This window comes from Clostridium sp. UBA4548 (assembly GCF_002387895.1).
GTDB lineage: Bacteria > Bacillota > Clostridia > Clostridiales > Clostridiaceae > Clostridium_J.
Window position 1 is genome coordinate 64,235 of record NZ_DGLI01000014.1, and the last position, 18,630, is coordinate 82,864.

The window sequence follows — 18,630 nt, forward strand, 5'->3', positions numbered from 1 at the left end:
TAACTAAAAAAGTTATGTAAATTATACTGGGGGGATTGGGTTGAAAGCAATAGAGGTTAATAGTTTAGTAAAAAAGTATGGGAATATTACAGCAGTAGATGATATTTCTTTTTCAGTGGAAAAGGGTCATATTTGTGCAATACTGGGACCAAATGGTTCAGGAAAAACTACTACAATAAAAAGTATTTGTAATTTGTTAATTCCAGATAAGGGTGAAATTAAGTTAGAGGGACAAGATAATAAAAAATCTATAAATAAAATATCAGCAATGTTTGAAGGTACTAGAAATCTTTATTGGAGATTAACTCCAAGAGAAAACTTACGTTATTTTGCAGGAATAAGAGGGGTAGGTGGAAAAGCTGTAGAAAAAAATATAGATGAGCTACTAGAAAAATTTAACCTTACAGCTAAGAAGGATGTGGTGGTTAATAATCTATCTAGAGGAATGCAGCAAAAAACTGCTATAGCTATGACCCTGATTTGTAACACAGATATTATTCTTTTGGACGAGCCAACCTTAGGGTTAGATATTGAAAGCTTTATGGATATAAAAGAAGTTTTAAGAGATATAGCTAAAGATATGAATAAAACTGTACTCTTAAGTACCCATGATATGAGCTTAGTACAAGATGTTTGTACAGATGTAGTTGTTATTAACAAAGGAAAGCTGGTAGCACAAGATACCATGACAAACCTTTTAGAGATGTGTAGAAGTATGACCTACGAGTTTGTTTTAGTAGAGCCAATTTCACAGGAACGTAAGAATTACTTACGTAATTTAGGGTATGAATTTTATTTTACCAATGATGATTCCCTTCTTGAAATAGATATATTCGATTCGAAGGAAATTTATAATATCATTGATGCTTTAAAGGCAAAGGAAATAATGGTAAAGGAAATAAAGCAAAAAGAAGTTAACTTTGAAAGAGTCTATTTAAATCTTATTAGCGGAGGTAAAAAATAATGAGGAAGTTATTTTATGTGTTTAAGGTATCTTTTGAAAAATCCGTAAAAGAGATGATGAGATATAAATTTAATACTCTGTCAGAAATAATGACCTTTTATGCCTTATTCATTGCTATGTTTTTTGGAATGAAGTTATTTGGTACAAGTATGAAGGTAGCACCCGTTGATTTAGGCCAGACCTTAGAGGGTTTTGTTATAGGGTACTTTTTATGGACTGTGATGGTATCGGCTTATTCAGATACTGCTTATGGAGTAATAAATGATGCTAGCAAGGGAACCTTAGAACAAATAAGTATGTCTAGTTTAGGACTACATAATATATTAGTGGTAAGAAGCCTTGCAAGCTTATTGGTGAATTTGATAATTTCCTTTATAGTGCTGTTTAGCATTATGGCAACCACAAATTATTGGCTTAACATAGACCTACTTCCAATATTAATAGTAATATTTTTAGGAATCTTTAGTATGTTAGGAGTTTCCTTGGTCCTTGCAGGGTTAGCCCTTATATTTAAAAAGGTTCAGTCCTTATTGAATTTAGTACAATACTTCTTAATAAGTTTGGTTATGATAGGAACAGATGGGGCGGGATCAATATTATCAATAGTGCTACCTTTTAGACCAACTATAGAAAAAGTTTATGCCATAACTCTTGGCAATGACAGTCTTACAGATATATCTTTGGGGGATTATGGATTAATAATTGGGAACTCTCTTGTTTATTTCTTAATAGGAGTATTTATTTTTAATCAATGTACTAAAATAGCAAAGAAAAAGGGGTTATTAGGTCAATACTAACTAAGGGTGAGAATAACAGCATAAAGTAGAGGGCTGTGTCAATTAATTACTTTGGCACAGCCTTGTTTAGTGGGGCTATTAGCTTGGCGGTTCTTAGTTTTTATACATTAAACCAGTTTCCACAGTTTCCAATTCTTTAACGAATTCCTTTTTAATAAAGCCTTTGAGATTAACAGTTTCATCACATATGATTTTAACTTCATACCAAAGAGTATCAAAGCTTTCACAAAGATCTAAAATCTCTAGCTTAACACCGCTATGAACTATTCTTAGCACAGGGCTATTATATATTGGACTTAGGTATAATGAGGTTCTATTAGTTATTTCGCCATGAAGATAATTTAGTGGGTGATAGAATATCTTTAAGTTGTCTACAGGCCTATTTAGAGTATTAACTTGAGCAGTTAAATCTTTGTTTTGTTTTGCTAATACTCTAAGTTTAAGTTGCTGAGTGTTCAGCTTTTGTATGTTTAAATAGTTAAAAACTCCAAGTCCTATACAAGCAAATATCAAAAGGTAAATAAAAAAAGTAGTCAAGGTTCAACCTCCATAAAGTACTATTATTAATATACTATTCTTACACTGAGCAAATATTGAACAATTTTATAAAGTAATATATAAATAATAAAAAGTTGGAGTTTGTTTGTATTAGGTTAAAAATTCTAAGGTAGAATATCTATGAGCAAAGCCTATTTCAAAGATATTATTAATTTCTAAAAAACTAATAACTATTAGTAATCATATTAATAAAAAGAAAAACACTCTAAAGTAGAGTGTTTACACAGCTGAATTTATTTCATTGTATTCATTAATAAATCTGTCTGCGAGAATTTTCATGTCTTCATGGGTATCCTTAGAATGCTCATCATATACTCCAACTACGGTCATTCCAGCAGCTTTAGCTCCCTTTATCGCAGGCAAGATATCTTCAAAAACTATACATTCCCTAGGATTAACCTTAAGTTTTTCAGCGGCTAAGAGATACACATCAGGAAAATCCTTACCCCTTGAAACTTCATCAGTTAAAGTAATAGAATCAAAGTATTCGTACACGCCATTAGCCTTTAAGCAAGCTTCTAGAAGCAAGGTATTGTTACTAGTAGCAAGAGCGATCTTTATTCCTTTGGCCTTAAGAACTTTTAAAAAAGATCTAACTCCGGGTTTTAGTTTAACACTAGTGGTATATTTATCAAAGGCCATTTCATTCCAATGTTTTTTTATTTCTTCTGTGGTATAAGGTAAGTTGAAGATATTTTTAAAATATACTGCAACTTCATCAAAGCTTAAATGTGCGATATCGTGCTTTAACAAAGGGGACGCCTTTATGTTATGTTTAGCTAGGTACTCAAAATCAATTTGTTCCCAAACCCACATAGAATCTACAATTGTTCCATCCATATCAAAAATTGCAGCTTTAATATTTTTCATCATAGTATCACCTCTGAGAGGTAGTATAACAGAAATATCCTATAAGTTAAAGATGAAATAATATCCTCATACATTTTTTACAAAATAATATCTTTATTATAATTGCGAATCTTGTAAAAATAATGAAAAAAATAGTATATTATGGTATAATTGCTATGAATAAACAAAAAGGGGGGAACTGCATTTGCAGGATTTTGTTATGGAGAAGAAAGATTATTTAATAAAGAATGAATATGAAGTCAATAAGCAAGTAGCATTTATACTTTTTATTACTGCTTTTGTAATTATGCCAATCACTTTTGGGCTAATTTACTTTAGAGTATTTCCGATTGAGATGGAGGTAGCTAAAGTGCCATTGCTTGTAGCTTTTGGGGCATTTAACATTAGTTTTATATTAAGCAAACTTAAGTTAAGCCACAAGCCTTGGTTTAAATATATTGCAATGCTTTGTTGCATTATAGGTGTGGCTGCAATTTATAAACCCTTTAAATGGAATGCTTATATTGTATTATCATTCCCAATTATTTTATCCTCTTTATATTTTGATAAGAGATTTGTAAAGGTGACTTTTTTACTCTCAGTAATTGTTTATACTGGAGTAGATTACTTGGTTCAAGGCGATTTAATAAATAGTGGATTTTTCAAGGATAGAACTGTGATAAAGGCTTGGGTTGTTTCTTCAGCATCGAACTTTATCGGTTTCTTAGTTATTACCTATGCTACCTTAAAAATAGTCCATAGATCAAAAAATCTTATGGATGGACTTATTGGAGCAGAGGAACAGGGCATACTTCTTAATAAAATAACAAAGATTTTAGAAAAAGTTAAAAGTGTATCAGGAACTTTAAGTGAATCAGCAGATAGCTTAAAGATTATGGCTGAGGAAGCTACCATAGCTAATGAGGTTATAGCAGATAATGCGGGAAGGACTTCGATGACCTTTGAAAACACAATAAGTTACATTGAAAATGCAACTGTCACTATTGATAGTATTTCTAAGGATTTGAAGAATATAAGCACCGAATCAGAGCTTGCCAATGAAGAAGGGAAGAATGCTATAGAATCCTCTAAAATCAGTGTGAGAGAAATCCAAGGAACTGTAGAAGAAATGAAGAATATTCAAAAGGATTTTGAGGAAAGTAGACTTTTAATTAAAAGATTAGGAGAACGTTCAGCAGAGGTAAGTGAGATATCTCAAGTTATTAGTGATATTTCTAGTCAAACAAATCTACTTGCCCTTAATGCAGCAATAGAGGCTGCTAGAGCAGGGGAGATGGGGAAAGGTTTTGCAGTGGTAGCGGATGAGGTTAGAAACTTAGCAGAAAAGTCCTCAGAAGCAGCAAAGAGCATATCACAATTAATTGATCAGGTACTAGCTGATACCAATAAAGCCATAGAAGCTACAGAAAGTAATATCAGTAAAATGGACAAAGGCCTTGAAATGGTAAAAAGATCAGGAAAAATGTTTGAGGATACAGCGGAAGTTAGTGAGGAAGTTTATTTAAAACTAAACAATATAGCAACTTCAAACAAAAGAGTAAATGAGTATTCAACTACTATTGTTGAAATAATAAAAAATATAGATGAATTATCAAAGGAAGGTACAGCTCAAATGCAAGAAATAACTGCTTCTGTAGAAGAACAAGTTGCAGCAATACAAACTGTTGCAGCTTCTGTAACTGAGGTAGATGGCATGGCTAATGAGTTACTTGTAGTAGTGCAAGAATAAATTTCCATAAACAATCTTAAAGAGCAAAAAACCAATTACCACATTGAAATGCTTAATAATGTGGTAATTGGTTTTTTATTCATAAAATTACTAGGTTAAAGATATATTTTCAGTTATTACTGAAATAGTTCTTTGGCTAGGCTTATTAAAATTCTCCAGTTAAAAGTCTCTATGAAAAATTTCAGTTTTTGTATGATTTTTATAATCATCTATGGTAAAGATGCCTAATTTATCTAACATAGCATTCATCACTGCACTATCATAAGCAACTTTTATAGCAGAGTTTTCTGCAAAATCATCTACTCGTTCCTTCCCTTTGTCTCTAGGAATTATTGCTTTTGGTCCACCGACACAGCCTCCAACACAGCCCATGCCTTCGATAAAGTTTCCAGTCATAATTCCTTTTTGAAGATTGTTTAGCATTTCCTTACATTCTTTAACTCCATTACCCTGCACTGAGTTTACTAGTTCATACTTCTCAGGGAACATTCTTTCAACACACTCAGCAATGGCAATTGAAACTCCACCTGTACGAGCATAAAGCCTTCCACCACGAGAAGCATACTCAACAGATTCAGTTTCAGGAAGAGCAAAAGGAGAAATTTCTAAAGCATCAAAGATTTCCTTAAGCTCTGCAAAAGTTAGCACAAAGTCAATATCTCCTAGGAGATCGGGCTCCTTGATTTCAGCCTTTTTAGCTACACAAGGACCTATGAATACAACTTTAACTGTAGGATTCAAATGCTTTAAAACCCTTCCGGCAGCAATCATTGGAGAAACTGATGGTGACACATGCTTAACTAAATCTTCATAAACTCTTTTAAGCATAGCTACCCACATAGGACAGCAACAGGAAGTTATCATGAAATCATCCTTTGTTTTAACATGGGCATCAAACTCTATAGCTTCCTTTAAAGTTAGCATATCAGCAAAAAAAGCTACTTCTACCATATCTGTAAAGCCCATGGTTTTAAAGGCTGTTCTTAATTGATTAATAGTAACCTCATCACCAAATTGACCCATTATAGCAGGAGCCACTGCTGCAACCACTGGGGCATTGCCTTGAAGCAAATTCACAAGAGGAATAAATTCAACTCTATCAAGGATACTACCTGTAGGACATCCCTCTACACAAAAACCACAGTCAGTACATTTTTCACTGCTAATATAGGTAGTATTTTCTACTTCATCAACTAAAATTGCATCAAAAGGGCAAGACTCCTGGCAACGAGTTTTTCCATCTTTATCTACTTTGCAGTCCATGCCACATTTTTTTACTTTATTTACTACTTTATGGTTAAGTTCATATACTCTTATAGCTTCTTTTAACTCTTCTATGTAATTATCACTAAGACTTACCCCTACACCACAAAGACTAGAAATAACTGCAGCTAAATGTTGTTTATCTATATTTTCTTCTTGTAATAGTTCATTTACTTTTTCCTCAAATCTACCATTATAATAAGCTTTTATAATGCATTGGAATAGTTCACTATATTGTTCTTTCACACATAACACATCCTAAAATAATTTATTTATTATAAGCATGGCGTAGAACTGTAAAAGTTCTAAAAAAACATGACAAATAATTCTGAATTATTGTTAAATTATAACATCATTTATTTTACCAAAGCAAGAGTAGTTTTATACCTTTAAAAAATGAACAAGTTCATTTTATTCAATGACTTTAGAAGTAGATTTGACTTATACCAAAAGTTTAATTTCTGGCACAAGAATTCAACCTGAAGAGGATGGGACAATTACCCTTTCCAAACCTTGTTAAACACTTCAATAGGAATTTTGTTAATTTGTACAGAAGAGGAAATTATGTGCATAACTTAAGACGTGAAAATAATATACATATATAAAAACATATTTATAAGGGGGGAGACTACAATTGATAACTTTAGGAAAGTTTTGGGGAATAATCTGCATTATACTTAGTTGTACTTGCTTTTTAAAGTTCATAGTTCATATATTTTATTATAGGGTTATAAGAGGCTTATCTAAAAGAGGAAATAGAAAACTAATTGATAATACCAAAAGATTTATGAAAGTTCTAGAAAAAAATCATGGGCTCTGTGGCATTGGTGCACTCTTAGCAGGGATAATTCATGTTTTTATAATGTATAGTAATGTGGGTTTTAGCTTTAGTGGATTCTTGGCAGCAATAGCTCTATCATTTGTTATATTTCTAGGTATAATAAACAAATTTTCTTATAAAAATAAGAAAAGTAATTTTACTCAATATCATGTAATAGGAGCTATAGCAGCAATAATTTTTATATTGCTACATATTAATCTTAACTAGGCAACTCCTTAATTAATCAGTATATTAAGCTGTTAGGAGAATTATGAGGAATAGTATAGAAAAATAAAACTAGATATGTTCCTATTGAATATTAATATAGAGTCAGGGTAAGAAGTTAATTTATAAATTAACTTACTCTGACTCTCTTAGATTTGAGCATAATAAATGAGTTTAAGTTCTAATTTATAACCCTATATCTTAAGCAATTTAAAGCTTTTACAAATAGATGCTTCCAAAATTGTTTATGAAGCTATTTAGTATAAAGCTTAAACATTACAATATAAGCCTCTTCCAGGTGGTGTTGTGTTGCAGCTTGGAGTACAAATTGCATTTGGACTAAGAAGTTCAGGATTATTTCCACCCTTAACAACTAAGTCGCCAGCAACAGGCTGAACATCTGGGGTGATATCAAAGCAAAATACTCCAGTTTGACCTTTATCTACACCATTATCAAATTTAATTCCATAAACTTGTCTGCCAGAACCGTCATCAATTGTATGAAGTTTAATTTCATAGTTTGGAGTTTGAGGTTCACCATTGATACTTACTGCAATATTACTAATAACAAAATCACCTAAAGGATTTTCAGTAATTCTATCACAAAGCTCTAGAATAAAGTGGCTTAAGCCAGGGGCGGTAGGGCCAGGTAAACCAGTAACAACTACAGTGTAGCACCATCTAGTTCCGGTTTTATCTAGGGTAAAAGCATAGGTTGATCCTTGATAATTAATTGTTGCTGTGTTTGAACAAGGCATAATTATTTTTCCCTCCAAATTAATTTTAATTTTACCATTAACATATATAAATTACAGTATTCTATGCGGATGGTAAGGGCTAAAGAAATTCATTGGAAAGACAATGCTAGAATAAAATAGCAAATTATTATAGTTCATCTATTGATTGTCTACACCATAAAATCTAGAAAGCTAAAATATATAATAGTTTTAATTCCTATTAATACATAATATTTAGTTATCAAACAATTTGTGTCAAATATTTTCAGTTATATGATAATAATATGAAAAAATAAAATCAGATAAACTAGAGTGGATTTTAAAGAAGAAAACAAAAATTCATGGATAAAATAAAAAAAAGAGAGCTACAATTGTAACTCTCTTTTGGTCGGGGTGACAGGGATTGAACCTGCGACCTCATGGTCCCAAACCACGCGCGCTCCCATCTGCGCTACACCCCGCTGACAAAAATTATTATAGTATATACAAACTATAATGTCAATGACTTTTATCAAAAACATGTTGAATATATTTAAAAATGTGGTGAAAAACTTTTCTTATATGTAAAAGAATGAAAAGGCTACAACATACTGTCTAGATATATAGAGTATGCTGTAGCCAAATTTAATAACTACTTAAACTTCTCCGGAAATTGTTTTATTATTCCATCTGTAATTATATCAGAAAACTTTAGCATATGAATTTCTCCATCATCATAAGCAGCTATAGACTTTTTCCAATCCTTGTTTAGTTCCGCTATAGCTTGATCAGTCACTAATTGGAGATGTCTATGAAGCATTTCTTTTATTGTATTTTTTGAATAGTTGGGGTTTAAGCTAACTAAAAGCTCTGCAATATCGTCAGCATTTTTAAACCATAAGGAATTATATTTTTCTAAATCTGATGTATTTCCAGCCTTAGCTGCGTCAACAACTTGCCCAGCTATGGAAATATGTTCTCTAAAAAGTTGGGATAACTTTTTCCCGTTATCACTTCCATAAAAGGCTCCAAAGGAATTACCAATAGCGTCTTGATTTTGTAATAGTCGTTGCAAAGTTTCATCCTTATTTTCTAGATTAGATAAATTACTAATAATATAATTTCTTGTCCAAGTAACATGATCATCCCACAGTTTATAATTAGCTAACTTGAAGTTAGTTACTTTTCTGCAATTTAAATCATTTATTGGGTGGAAGTATTCACTAGCATAAGCAGGAAGTGATGGTATTAATGATATCAGAAAAAATAAAGTTAATGATAAATTTAGGATAAACTTTTTCATTGTATTTCACTCCTTTTACTTTGTAGTACTAGTATAGTATTTTCAAAAACAAAATGTCTTTATTCATTAATATCAAATAAATTATAGCTTGGAAATATATGTATCTTATTATATAATTTATGATATATTTTAATAATAAAGGTTATATTAATAAATATAAATTTTGAGGTGAAATTATGAAGGAGTTTAATAAGTATAATTTAAATTTAATCAGTGATTTTCCGGTGAAGATATTTAAGGATAGAGAAGAAGATTTAGATTTAATCATCCCTATAGAAAATAGAACAGTAAATCTTTGTATGGATAACATGCCACAGGTTATAGCTTCTAGAATACAGTATAGCAATGTTAATAGCTTAATGATAAGAATTTCTAAGGAGGAAAATAACAATATAGGAACAATTCACTTTTTAAGTGATGAGGGTGCTCATTCAACTATGAGTAATTTTGAAATAGATTACGGCAAGTGTCACATTAAAGTTTTGCTTAAGGAGTATTCTGTGGATATGTTATTTGTAGATACTAACTGTCCTTTATCCTATGATAAGATTTAACAATATTATGGAAGGTAAGTTCTCCTAGACTTTTCAAATATAAGTTAATTTTCCACTCAAAATCTATGAATTCAATAAACTTATTAAGCATTTAAGATTTTATTTGACCGTTAAACATAATATCCTATACAAAGAGTTAAAATTTCTGTTATAATAGCCATTATTGAGAGCAAATTTTGCAGGAGGAATGAATCTTAGTATGAAAGAATTCAAGTTTAATACATTAACTAAAAAATACACTAGAAGACAGCTGGCTATAAGCTTACTTATGACCATATCTATTATAATAACAGCCATTGGATTATTTGTAAGAGGCAGCATTTTTTATGGAAGATTGTTTGCAGTTTTATCTATAGTAGCTTTATTTATGTCATATACAATGATTAAAAAAGTAAGAATTATTGAGGACATAAATTATCTTATTATACATAAAGATAGATTTGAGCTTAACAACAATTTTTCAACTAAGGGAAAAATGTTCAAGTTTAATGATATAAGTGATGTGCGTTTTACAATGAAAGGTATTAAGTTTAGAGTAGGTATTAGGGAGTATAGAGTAGCGTACAATTTTCTAGAAGAACAGGACATCGAAAAGGTTAAAAATGTATTTGGAAGATATTAAAATACATAGATCATAATAAAATACTTAAATAAAAAATAGTAAGCTTATTTTTAAGCTTACTATTTTTTATGCTAAGGAATTATAAATTAAATTCTTTTTTATCTAGTATTGTAGCTTTTCCCCCAACTTTAATGATGAAGTCATCCATTTCACCTTGAACCTTAGCAATAACTTCACTAGGATTTCCCATGTAGTATCCTTGCTCACATACTATGGTTGTGTCATCGGTAAAAGGATAAAGCTTATTTTTGATTAAATAAGCAGCAAGAGCTCCATTAGCAGTTCCAGTGGCACTTTCTTCATCTATACCAACTGCAGGACCAAAGTTTCTTGTAGAAACAGTGGAGTTGCTGTTTTCAGTTTTAAAGGTAAAAGCGTGAACCCCAATTAAATTTTTATCATTGCTATAATCAGCAAGAGCTTTAAAATCAGGAGTTATACTTTTAAGGGCATCTAAAGTTTTAACTGGAAGAATTAAATCACTAAGACCAGTAGACACAGCCATTGGCCTTGCCATATATCCAGTAACTCCAACACCTATATCATTTATAGAGATTCCCATAATCTCACAAAGTCGCTCTAAGTCCTGTACTGAAAGAGAAAATAAAAATTTTGGAGTAGCTTGAGTCATAAGCACGTTTTGTAGCTTATTGTTTTCAAAAGCTAGTTCTACGTCTAGAATTCCAGCTAAAGTCTTTTGTTTTAGCTTAATAATTTCATTAGAACCTTTAATCATGCCTAGTTGACCTAGAGTGCTAAAAGCTGCAATAGTTGCATGACCGCATAAATCCACCTCTGTAGTAGGGGTGAAGAACTTTACTTCAAAATCATAATTCTCATTGCCTGCAGCTTTAGTTACAAAAGCAGTTTCTGAAAGACCAACTTCCTTTGCAATAGCTTGCATCATTTCTGTAGATAGCCCCTTAGCATCAGGTACTACACCAGCACCATTTCCACCTCTGTCATTATAGGTAAAGGCATTAACTAAATAAACTTCTTTTTTCATCCGTATCTCTCCCATGATTATATTTTAAAAATATTAGCCTAGGCTAGTTAAATATATTATTATTTTAGCTAGATATTTACTTTAGATACATTTCTCCTACTTTATTTACATCCCCAGCACCAATAGTAAGAAGTAAATCTCCTTCTCTTAGATTTTCTTTTAAGTAAGAGACTATTTCTTCAAAGCTATGGAAGTTAAGAGCTTTAACTCCGTTAGCTCTAATAGCATCTCCAAGAGTTATAGAACTAACAATCCCAGTATCCTTTTCTCGAGCAGCATATATATCAGCTAGGATTAACTCATCAACACCGTGAAAGCATTCTACAAAATCTTTGAATAAGGTTATAGTTCTAGTATAAGTATGAGGTTGAAATACCCCAAAAATTCTATTATGAGGATAGTTTTGTGCAGCTTTTAGAGTAGCTAGAATTTCAGTTGGGTGATGTGCATAGTCATCAATAACATTAATTCCATTTTTAACCCCTTTAAGCTCAAATCTTCTGTGAGTTCCTTTGAAGTTAGATAATCCTCTAGTAATAGATTCTTTAGAAAAATTCAGGGCAAGGGCGCAGCAAATTGCTGAAAGAGAGTTAAGTACATTGTGCTCTCCAGGAACGTTCAGTTCTACACTAAACAATTTTTCATCACTCTTATAGGCATCAAAGGATGCACAGCCAAGAGTGTTGTAAAATATATTCTTAGCTCTAAATTCACCATTATTTATTCCATAAGTCAGTACATTACACTTAGCATTTTCCACCACATCTAATACATCAGTATCATCTGCATTCGCAACCATATAACCATCTTTAGGGATTATATCTACAAACTGTTTAAAGGTATCTTTAATGTGGGCTAAGTCTCTATAATAATCCAGGTGGTCTGCATCTATATTAAGAATTATTCCAATATAAGGGTAAAATTTCAAGAAAGATCCCTTATACTCACAAGCCTCAGTAACAAAGTATTCACTGCTACCAGCAAGAACATTTCCATTTATTACATCAAGTTCTCCACCTACAAGAATAGTTGGATCCACATCTTCTTCTAGCACAATATGTGAAACCATGGAAGTAGTAGTGGTTTTACCGTGAGTTCCAGATACAGCTATGCCGTATTTATGGCCAAGCATGATTTTCCCTAAAAATTCTGCTCTATCCATCATAGGAATATTTAGTTGTTCCGCTTTTATAAACTCAACGTTATCAGGATGAACAGCAGCGGTGTAAACTACTAAGTCCACATCCTTTATGTTGTCACTATGATGACCAATGTATATTTCCGCACCTTTATTTCTAAGTTTATCTACTATGGAAGAATCCTTCATGTCCGATCCCGACACTTTATAACCATTCTTAAGTAGTATTTCTGCCAATCCACTCATGCTAATTCCACCAATTCCAATGAAGTGAACTTTTTTATTTGTATCCTTTAAAAAATCGAAAGACATGATAACAGCTCCTTATAATAAAAAATAGCTCATCTTTAAATTATATACAAAAATCTTTAAAAAGGACACTACGAAAATTAAAAATATAAAAATCGAAAAAATTCTAAAAGTTTTATTTATTTTTGTGAAACTTTTCTGTTTAAGCATATATAACTATTGATACTATATGAGGGGGAAGAGAATATGTATTATGAGGAGTTAATCATTAGAGCAAAAGAAGGGGATAAAATGGCCTTAGAGGAATTAATGATGAAATATAAGGGGCTTATTATTAAACATGGTAATAGTGTTTATATTAATGGTTATGACAAGGAGGATTTAATTCAAATTGGGTATATGTCAGTAATGAATGCAGTAAACAAGTATGATTTCCAAAAGGGAAATTTTACAGCTTATGTGAGCTTTGCAATACAAAAAAACTTCAATTATTTAATAAGGGGTAAAGCAAGGGAAAATTATGTTAGCAGTTTAGATTATTATATAGAAGATGAGGTGCAGTTAGTAGATATCATAAAGTCAGAAGAAAATATCGAGGGGGAATATATAAAAAAGGAAATTAAAAAAATAGTTCAGCAGTGCATAAATGAGTTACCCGTGGAGTTAAGGGATATTATAGATTATCATTACATCAAAAATGAAGGCACTCTAAAAAAGTATTCAGAGGAAAAAAATATAAACTATAGAATTGTAACAAAAAGAAAAGGACAAGCTATTAGGCTTTTAAAGGAAGCTTTAAACCATAGAAATATAACTTGTTAGGATTGAAACTATAGAATAATTTTATAGGATATAAGGTTAATTAGATGAAAAAGTTCCAATATTGAGAAAATTAACAAAAACCCTTCACTTTTTGAAATAAGTGTGTTAAAATATAAACAAAGAGCAAGTGAAAAATATTTTTTATTAAATATTGATTTTGTTAATAAAATTAATAGTCAAAAGGTTATTATCCTATCAGGAGTATTATTTGCTATGAAAAAAACACTGATGCCATGATCTATGGGCTGTATTCTTAATCATAGGATATTAACCTGCGGGAATTTTTAGCCACAAGTTGTTTTAGGAAATAATCCACTAAAGCTTAGACTTTAGTGGTATAATTATAGAGGAGAGTGTGAAAATGTTAACAAATATTGAATATCAATATGTAACATGGCAATTCAAACTTAAGAAAAGAGATGACAGAAAAGCAATTAATGAATTAGATGAAAGAATAGATGGAATGGATGTTGAATATTTAGGATGGCAATTTGAAGATATTCTAATCTAAGTAAAGAGCAGGCTTGTTTTGATTTATAGTTTTAAAAGGCGATTTAATTACTATTAAAAGAAGATAATTATCTTTTGAAATTTAATTAAACCTTTTGTTAATTAAGTGAAGTCCCTATAATTTATTATATACTCTAAAGGGTAGCTAAGGATGAATAGCTGCTCTTTTTTTGTTTTTTATGATTAATAAAAAACCTATAAAAAATACACCCCAAAATGAAAAGCTATTTTGAGGTGTATTTTTTACTTCATAAATATAGGAGAAACCTTGCAAGGTTTAACATCAACACTTTCCCATACATTTCCTTTGATATAAGGTTCTATGGCAAGCCAGTTGTCTAACTCTTTTCTAGAAGGGAAATCCACCATAAGCACAGAACCAATCATTTGATCCTTTTCATCAACAAGAGCAGCTGCACATAAAAACTTGTTCTCCTTAGCCATTGAAGCTGCAAGGGCTAAATGCTCATCACGATATGCAAGTCTTCTTTCAATAGCTTTTTCATCTTTTCCATCATAACCAGTAACTAAAAATTGCATAAACTCACTTCCTTTCAACATCTCCTATTATATACCTAAAAAGATTTCGTGAAAATCTCAGAAAATATGAATATGAAAACTCCCTGTGGAAATATTAAACATATATTCAATATGAACATATATAAAGTTGGTCTACGGAAGGGGTTTGTTTATGAGGAATTTTGATTTTAGAATTTTTTTCTTTGTTTTGATTGCCACTTCAGTTTATGCCATTGGAAACTACTATATAGGTAGAAGAGTCATGGAGAGAATACAGCATAGATACACACTTAATAATAGAATTTTTTGGATTATATTTTGGGTAGTTGCTCTAGCTTATGTTGTAAACCAAGTTGCGGGAGATTATCTTCCAGGTTTTCTCTCAACGCCAATGTTATATGTGGGGATTTATTATGTAGCAATTTTATCTTATCTAATGTTAGTGTTTCCAATAATTGATATGATAAGGCTTGCGAATAAAAGATACTCCTTTCTACCTAAAGATAGCGCTGCTTATAGCAATTTTAGTTTCTATGTAACTATATTTTTATCAGTGGCCATTGGTACAATTTTAATTTATGGTACTTGGAGTGGTAGGAGTTCTTACGTTAAAGCCTACGATGTTAAGGTAAACAAAACCTTAAGAGAAGATAATTTGAAAATCGCATTAATATCTGACATACATCTTGGCGATTATATGGATGTAAAAAGATTAAAAAATTTAGTTGGGGAAGTCAATGAGATGAACCCAGACATTGTTCTTATTGCTGGAGACTTAATTGATAGCTCCATAAAGCCTTTCCTAGAAAATCAAATGGCCAAAGAATTAGGAAAACTTAATAGCCAATATGGAACTTATTTTTCCTTTGGTAATCATGATCTAGGTAGCAAAGTGCCCCAACTAACGAAGTCCTTAGAGGAGGTAGGAGTTACTGTACTTAAGGACGACTTTAAACTGATTAATGATAGTTTTTATGTGGTTGGAAGGGAAGACGTAGCCATTAAAAGAATGGGTGGAAATAGAAAAAGTCTAAAAGATATTACCAAGGATTTAGATAAAACTAAACCGGTAATAGTAATTGATCATAATCCGATGAATGCTAGCCTTAAAGAAGCTCAAAATGAAAGGATAGATTTACAAGTGTCAGGACATACACACAGGGGGCAGTTTATACCATATAACTTTTTTACTAATAGAGGCTATGATTTGGTTTATGGTTATGATAAAAAGGAAGATTTTAATGTGATAGTATCTTCAGGGTATGGAACTTGGGGACCACCTATAAGAATAGGTAGCAGATCTGAAATTGTTCAAATAAATCTCACTAGCAATATGGAGCTGGTGGATAAAGGGTCTAACTAATAAATGGGATTAATGTTTTTTACAGGTTAATAAAGTATTGAAAGAGATAGGTTATAAGGAGTTTTAAGAGCACAGGAGTTAAATCCTGTGCTTTCCACATTTTACAAGAAAATATTACTAAGATATTTGTTGAATAATCTCTAAATTTTGCATAAAATGTAAACACGGGGTGATATTTATGAATAGTGAGAATTTTTATAGGGATGTTGTAAGAAAATCCCCCTTTGCTTATTTCTATGGCAAAGTGATAAGGGAAGATAATAGGGAAAATATTATAGATTTTATTATATTAGATGCAAATGAAGCCTTTAAAAATACAATGAAGCTGAAGGAAGAAGTTATTGGAAGAACAATAAGAGAAGTTTTTTCAACTTTTATCGGAAATAGCTTTTCTTGGATAGAATTTTTTAGCGAAGTACAAGCGGCTGACAGGGGTAAAACAGTTGAAGTATTTTTAGACAAGCTTAATAGTTGGTTTCAAATCCACATTACCCATTATGAAAATGATAAATTTATAGTTCAGCTTGTAGAAGTTCATAGAGAAGAACCATTTATAAAAGCATTAGTAAATAACTTACCTTTTTCAGCTTGGGCAAAGGATAAAAATGGCCGATATATTCTTGTAAATAATCATTATGAAAAGGATAGTGAGTTCTCACTAAATAAAGTTCGAGGAAGAACAGATTTTGAGCTTTGGGACAGAGAAAGAGCAGTGCAATTCTATAGAGAAGATAATGAGGTAGTAAAAAGTCAAGGAGATCAATGTGTCTATGAATATTATTTTAAGGAAATGTGGTATAAAACCTATAAAACCGCAGTTTACGATGAAAATAAAAACTTTATGGGGACAATTGGGTTTTCCATGAATATTGATGAGGGAAAGAAATTTAAAACTGAAATAAATAACAAGGATAAGTTTTTTAAGACTTTAATTAACTCAATACCTGACTTTGTATTTTATAAAGATATCAATGGAGTTTACTCAGGGTTAAATGAAGAAATTTTAAGAGAGTTTTTTGGTAAACAAGAGAAGGAGTTAGTAGGAAAAACCGATAGAGATTTGATTGAAGACTCTAAGCAGGTTGAAGAGATTTTATCACAAGATAGAGAAGTAATTAAAGCAGGAAAGTCTAAGGTTTATGAAGAAACTTTAACTTTAATAGATGGCAGTGTAAGACAGTACGAAACTATAAAAAGTCCCTTTTATGATGAGAATAATAATATAGTTGGGATACTAGGAATTTCTAGGGATATAACTCAAAGAAATTTATTTGAAAAAAAACTTATGGACAGTGAAGAAAAGTTTAGGCAACTAGCAGAAAATATTGATGGAGTATTCTATATAAGAGAAGGAGAGAAAATTACTTATGTAAGTCCAGGGTATGAAAAGATTTTTGGTAGAAGTTGTCAGGATTTATATAAAAATAGTTGGGATTACTACTCAGTAATTCATCCAGAAGATAGACATATAATTAATGAGGCAAAAGGTGAAAAGGAAATAGATAAGACTTACAGAATAATCAGCGCAGATGGAAAGATAAAATGGATATGGACAAGAACCTTTTGGGTAGAGAGTACCGGTGTAGAGGATAAGCCTAGAGTACTAGGGATATCCCAGGATATTACAACTATTAAGGAAGCAGAAAGAGAAATTGAGAGATTAAGAACAGAATTTTTTGCAAACCTATCTCATGAATTTAGAACACCTCTTAATTTAATATTTAGTTCTTTACAAATGCTAGAGTTTAACTTGGGAAATGAAAAAAATGAAAACCTGAGAAGTTTTAAAAACTATATAAAGATTATAAAACAAAATAGTTTTAGACTGTTAAGACTAATAAGCAATCTTATCGATACCACTAAAATGGATGCAGGTCATGTAGACTATTGTCCTGAAAATTATGATATAGTGAATTACGTTGAGGGGATTTGTGGGTCTGTAGCAGGATTTGCTCAGGAGAAAGGCATAGAAGTTATCTTTGATACGGACTGTGAAGAGAAAGTAATTGCTTTTGATTTAGATAAGATGGAAAGAATAATATTAAATCTACTATCTAATGCTATTAAGTTCAATACTCCAAATGGAAAGATTGAAGTTCAAGTGGAAACTTCCAGGGATAAAGTACAAATATCTGTAAAGGATACTGGAATTGGAATACCACAAGATAAGCTCCAAGATGTGTTTGAAAGGTTTAAACAGGTGAATAATAGGCTAACTAAAATCAGTGAAGGTAGTGGTATAGGATTGTCCTTAGTTAAATCTTTTGTAGAATTACATGGTGGAACTATTGAAGTGAAAAGTGAGTTAGAAAAGGGAACAGAATTTATTATAATTCTACCGGATAATGTAGTACCCGAAGATGAAGATGTAGCTTGCAATAGTCAATTAGTATGTAATTCAAGAGTTGAAAGAATAAGAATAGAGTTTTCTGATATTTATGGTATAGATATTAGATGTTAATTTTCGGTCACTATATTAGTATAAACAAAATTTATACTTGAGCATATAATAATGTAAGGATATGCAATTTAAAATGTAAATTTATTTGTGTGTCCAATAAGGAAACCAAGTCTATCAGCTGTTGAAGACTTGGTTTTTGTT

18 protein-coding genes and 1 tRNA gene are annotated in these 18,630 nt (G+C 31.2%); 10 read left to right on the forward strand and 9 right to left on the reverse strand.

The features are described from left to right. Positions 1-40: 40 nt before the first annotated feature. Positions 41-964 carry an ABC transporter ATP-binding protein gene (locus tag B3040_RS05165; protein ID WP_291570884.1) on the forward strand — a complete coding sequence of 308 codons (924 nt, stop codon included), beginning with the start codon at positions 41-43 and terminating at the stop codon, positions 962-964. Next, a complete protein-coding gene (locus tag B3040_RS05170; protein ID WP_291570885.1) occupies positions 964-1,761 on the forward strand; it encodes a hypothetical protein in 798 nt (265 codons plus the stop codon). The genes B3040_RS05165 and B3040_RS05170 overlap by 1 nt, the downstream gene beginning before the upstream one ends. Positions 1,762-1,854: 93 nt before the next feature. On the opposite strand, the gene B3040_RS05175 is transcribed toward B3040_RS05170, so the two are convergent. After that, a complete protein-coding gene (locus tag B3040_RS05175; RefSeq protein ID WP_291570887.1) occupies positions 1,855-2,298 on the reverse strand; it encodes a hypothetical protein in 444 nt (147 codons plus the stop codon). Positions 2,299-2,538: 240 nt separating this feature from the next. Further along, on the reverse strand, positions 2,539-3,192 hold the full coding sequence (locus B3040_RS05180; RefSeq protein ID WP_291570889.1) for an HAD family hydrolase: 654 nt from the start codon (positions 3,190-3,192) through the stop codon (positions 2,539-2,541). A 181-nt stretch (positions 3,193-3,373) separates the two neighbouring features. Between B3040_RS05180 and B3040_RS05185 the strand changes: the two genes are divergently transcribed. Beyond that, positions 3,374-4,918 carry a methyl-accepting chemotaxis protein gene (locus tag B3040_RS05185; protein WP_291570892.1) on the forward strand — a complete coding sequence of 515 codons (1,545 nt, stop codon included), beginning with the start codon at positions 3,374-3,376 and terminating at the stop codon, positions 4,916-4,918. A 159-nt stretch (positions 4,919-5,077) separates the two neighbouring features. Here B3040_RS05185 and B3040_RS05190 read toward each other — a convergent pair whose 3' ends face one another. After that, positions 5,078-6,427, reverse strand: coding sequence for a [Fe-Fe] hydrogenase large subunit C-terminal domain-containing protein (locus B3040_RS05190; RefSeq protein ID WP_291570895.1), 1,350 nt, complete (start codon positions 6,425-6,427; stop codon positions 5,078-5,080). Between the two features lie 388 nt (positions 6,428-6,815). Between B3040_RS05190 and B3040_RS05195 the strand changes: the two genes are divergently transcribed. Then, a complete protein-coding gene (locus tag B3040_RS05195; RefSeq protein WP_291570897.1) occupies positions 6,816-7,229 on the forward strand; it encodes a hypothetical protein in 414 nt (137 codons plus the stop codon). Positions 7,230-7,495: 266 nt separating this feature from the next. On the opposite strand, the gene B3040_RS05200 is transcribed toward B3040_RS05195, so the two are convergent. The 3 genes from B3040_RS05200 to B3040_RS05210 form a co-directional block, all read right to left on the reverse strand. Next, positions 7,496-7,984, reverse strand: a complete 489-nt coding sequence (locus B3040_RS05200) for a hypothetical protein (protein WP_291570899.1) — start codon at positions 7,982-7,984, stop codon at positions 7,496-7,498. Between the two features lie 364 nt (positions 7,985-8,348). Beyond that, positions 8,349-8,424, reverse strand: a tRNA-Pro gene (locus tag B3040_RS05205). Between the two features lie 170 nt (positions 8,425-8,594). Continuing rightward, the gene (locus B3040_RS05210) at positions 8,595-9,245 is read right to left on the reverse strand and encodes a glycosyltransferase (RefSeq protein WP_291570902.1); all 651 of its coding nucleotides are present in this window, start codon (positions 9,243-9,245) and stop codon (positions 8,595-8,597) included. A 176-nt stretch (positions 9,246-9,421) separates the two neighbouring features. On the opposite strand from B3040_RS05210, the gene B3040_RS05215 reads away from it, so the two are divergent. Further along, positions 9,422-9,799 (forward strand): hypothetical protein, encoded by a 378-nt coding sequence (locus B3040_RS05215; protein WP_291570904.1) that lies wholly within the window; start codon positions 9,422-9,424, stop codon positions 9,797-9,799. A 199-nt stretch (positions 9,800-9,998) separates the two neighbouring features. Then, complete coding sequence (locus tag B3040_RS05220; protein WP_017414822.1) at positions 9,999-10,421, forward strand: hypothetical protein; 423 nt, start codon at positions 9,999-10,001, stop codon at positions 10,419-10,421. Between the two features lie 79 nt (positions 10,422-10,500). Here B3040_RS05220 and B3040_RS05225 read toward each other — a convergent pair whose 3' ends face one another. Further along, positions 10,501-11,427, reverse strand: a complete 927-nt coding sequence (locus tag B3040_RS05225; RefSeq protein ID WP_291570906.1) for a PhzF family phenazine biosynthesis protein — start codon at positions 11,425-11,427, stop codon at positions 10,501-10,503. Positions 11,428-11,503: 76 nt separating this feature from the next. Further along, positions 11,504-12,877, reverse strand: a complete 1,374-nt coding sequence (murC, locus tag B3040_RS05230; RefSeq protein WP_291570908.1) for a UDP-N-acetylmuramate--L-alanine ligase — start codon at positions 12,875-12,877, stop codon at positions 11,504-11,506. 183 nt (positions 12,878-13,060) lie between these two features. On the opposite strand from murC, the gene B3040_RS05235 reads away from it, so the two are divergent. Both B3040_RS05235 and B3040_RS05240 read left to right on the forward strand, forming a co-directional pair. Further along, entirely contained in the window at positions 13,061-13,636 is a 576-nt protein-coding gene (locus B3040_RS05235; RefSeq protein WP_291570910.1) for a sigma-70 family RNA polymerase sigma factor, read from the forward strand. 355 nt (positions 13,637-13,991) lie between these two features. Continuing rightward, positions 13,992-14,147: a hypothetical protein gene (locus B3040_RS05240; protein WP_157785680.1), complete on the forward strand. Its 156-nt coding sequence runs from the start codon at positions 13,992-13,994 to the stop codon at positions 14,145-14,147. A gap of 242 nt (positions 14,148-14,389) precedes the next feature. Here the strand turns inward: B3040_RS05240 and B3040_RS05245 are convergent, their stop codons facing one another. Continuing rightward, a complete protein-coding gene (locus B3040_RS05245) occupies positions 14,390-14,686 on the reverse strand; it encodes a YciI family protein (RefSeq protein WP_017414817.1) in 297 nt (98 codons plus the stop codon). 151 nt (positions 14,687-14,837) lie between these two features. On the opposite strand from B3040_RS05245, the gene B3040_RS05250 reads away from it, so the two are divergent. Beyond that, the gene (locus tag B3040_RS05250; RefSeq protein ID WP_291570916.1) at positions 14,838-16,028 is read left to right on the forward strand and encodes a metallophosphoesterase; all 1,191 of its coding nucleotides are present in this window, start codon (positions 14,838-14,840) and stop codon (positions 16,026-16,028) included. Between the two features lie 178 nt (positions 16,029-16,206). After that, a complete protein-coding gene (locus B3040_RS05255) occupies positions 16,207-18,489 on the forward strand; it encodes a PAS domain-containing sensor histidine kinase (protein ID WP_291570918.1) in 2,283 nt (760 codons plus the stop codon). The last annotated feature ends 141 nt before the right edge of the window (positions 18,490-18,630 follow it).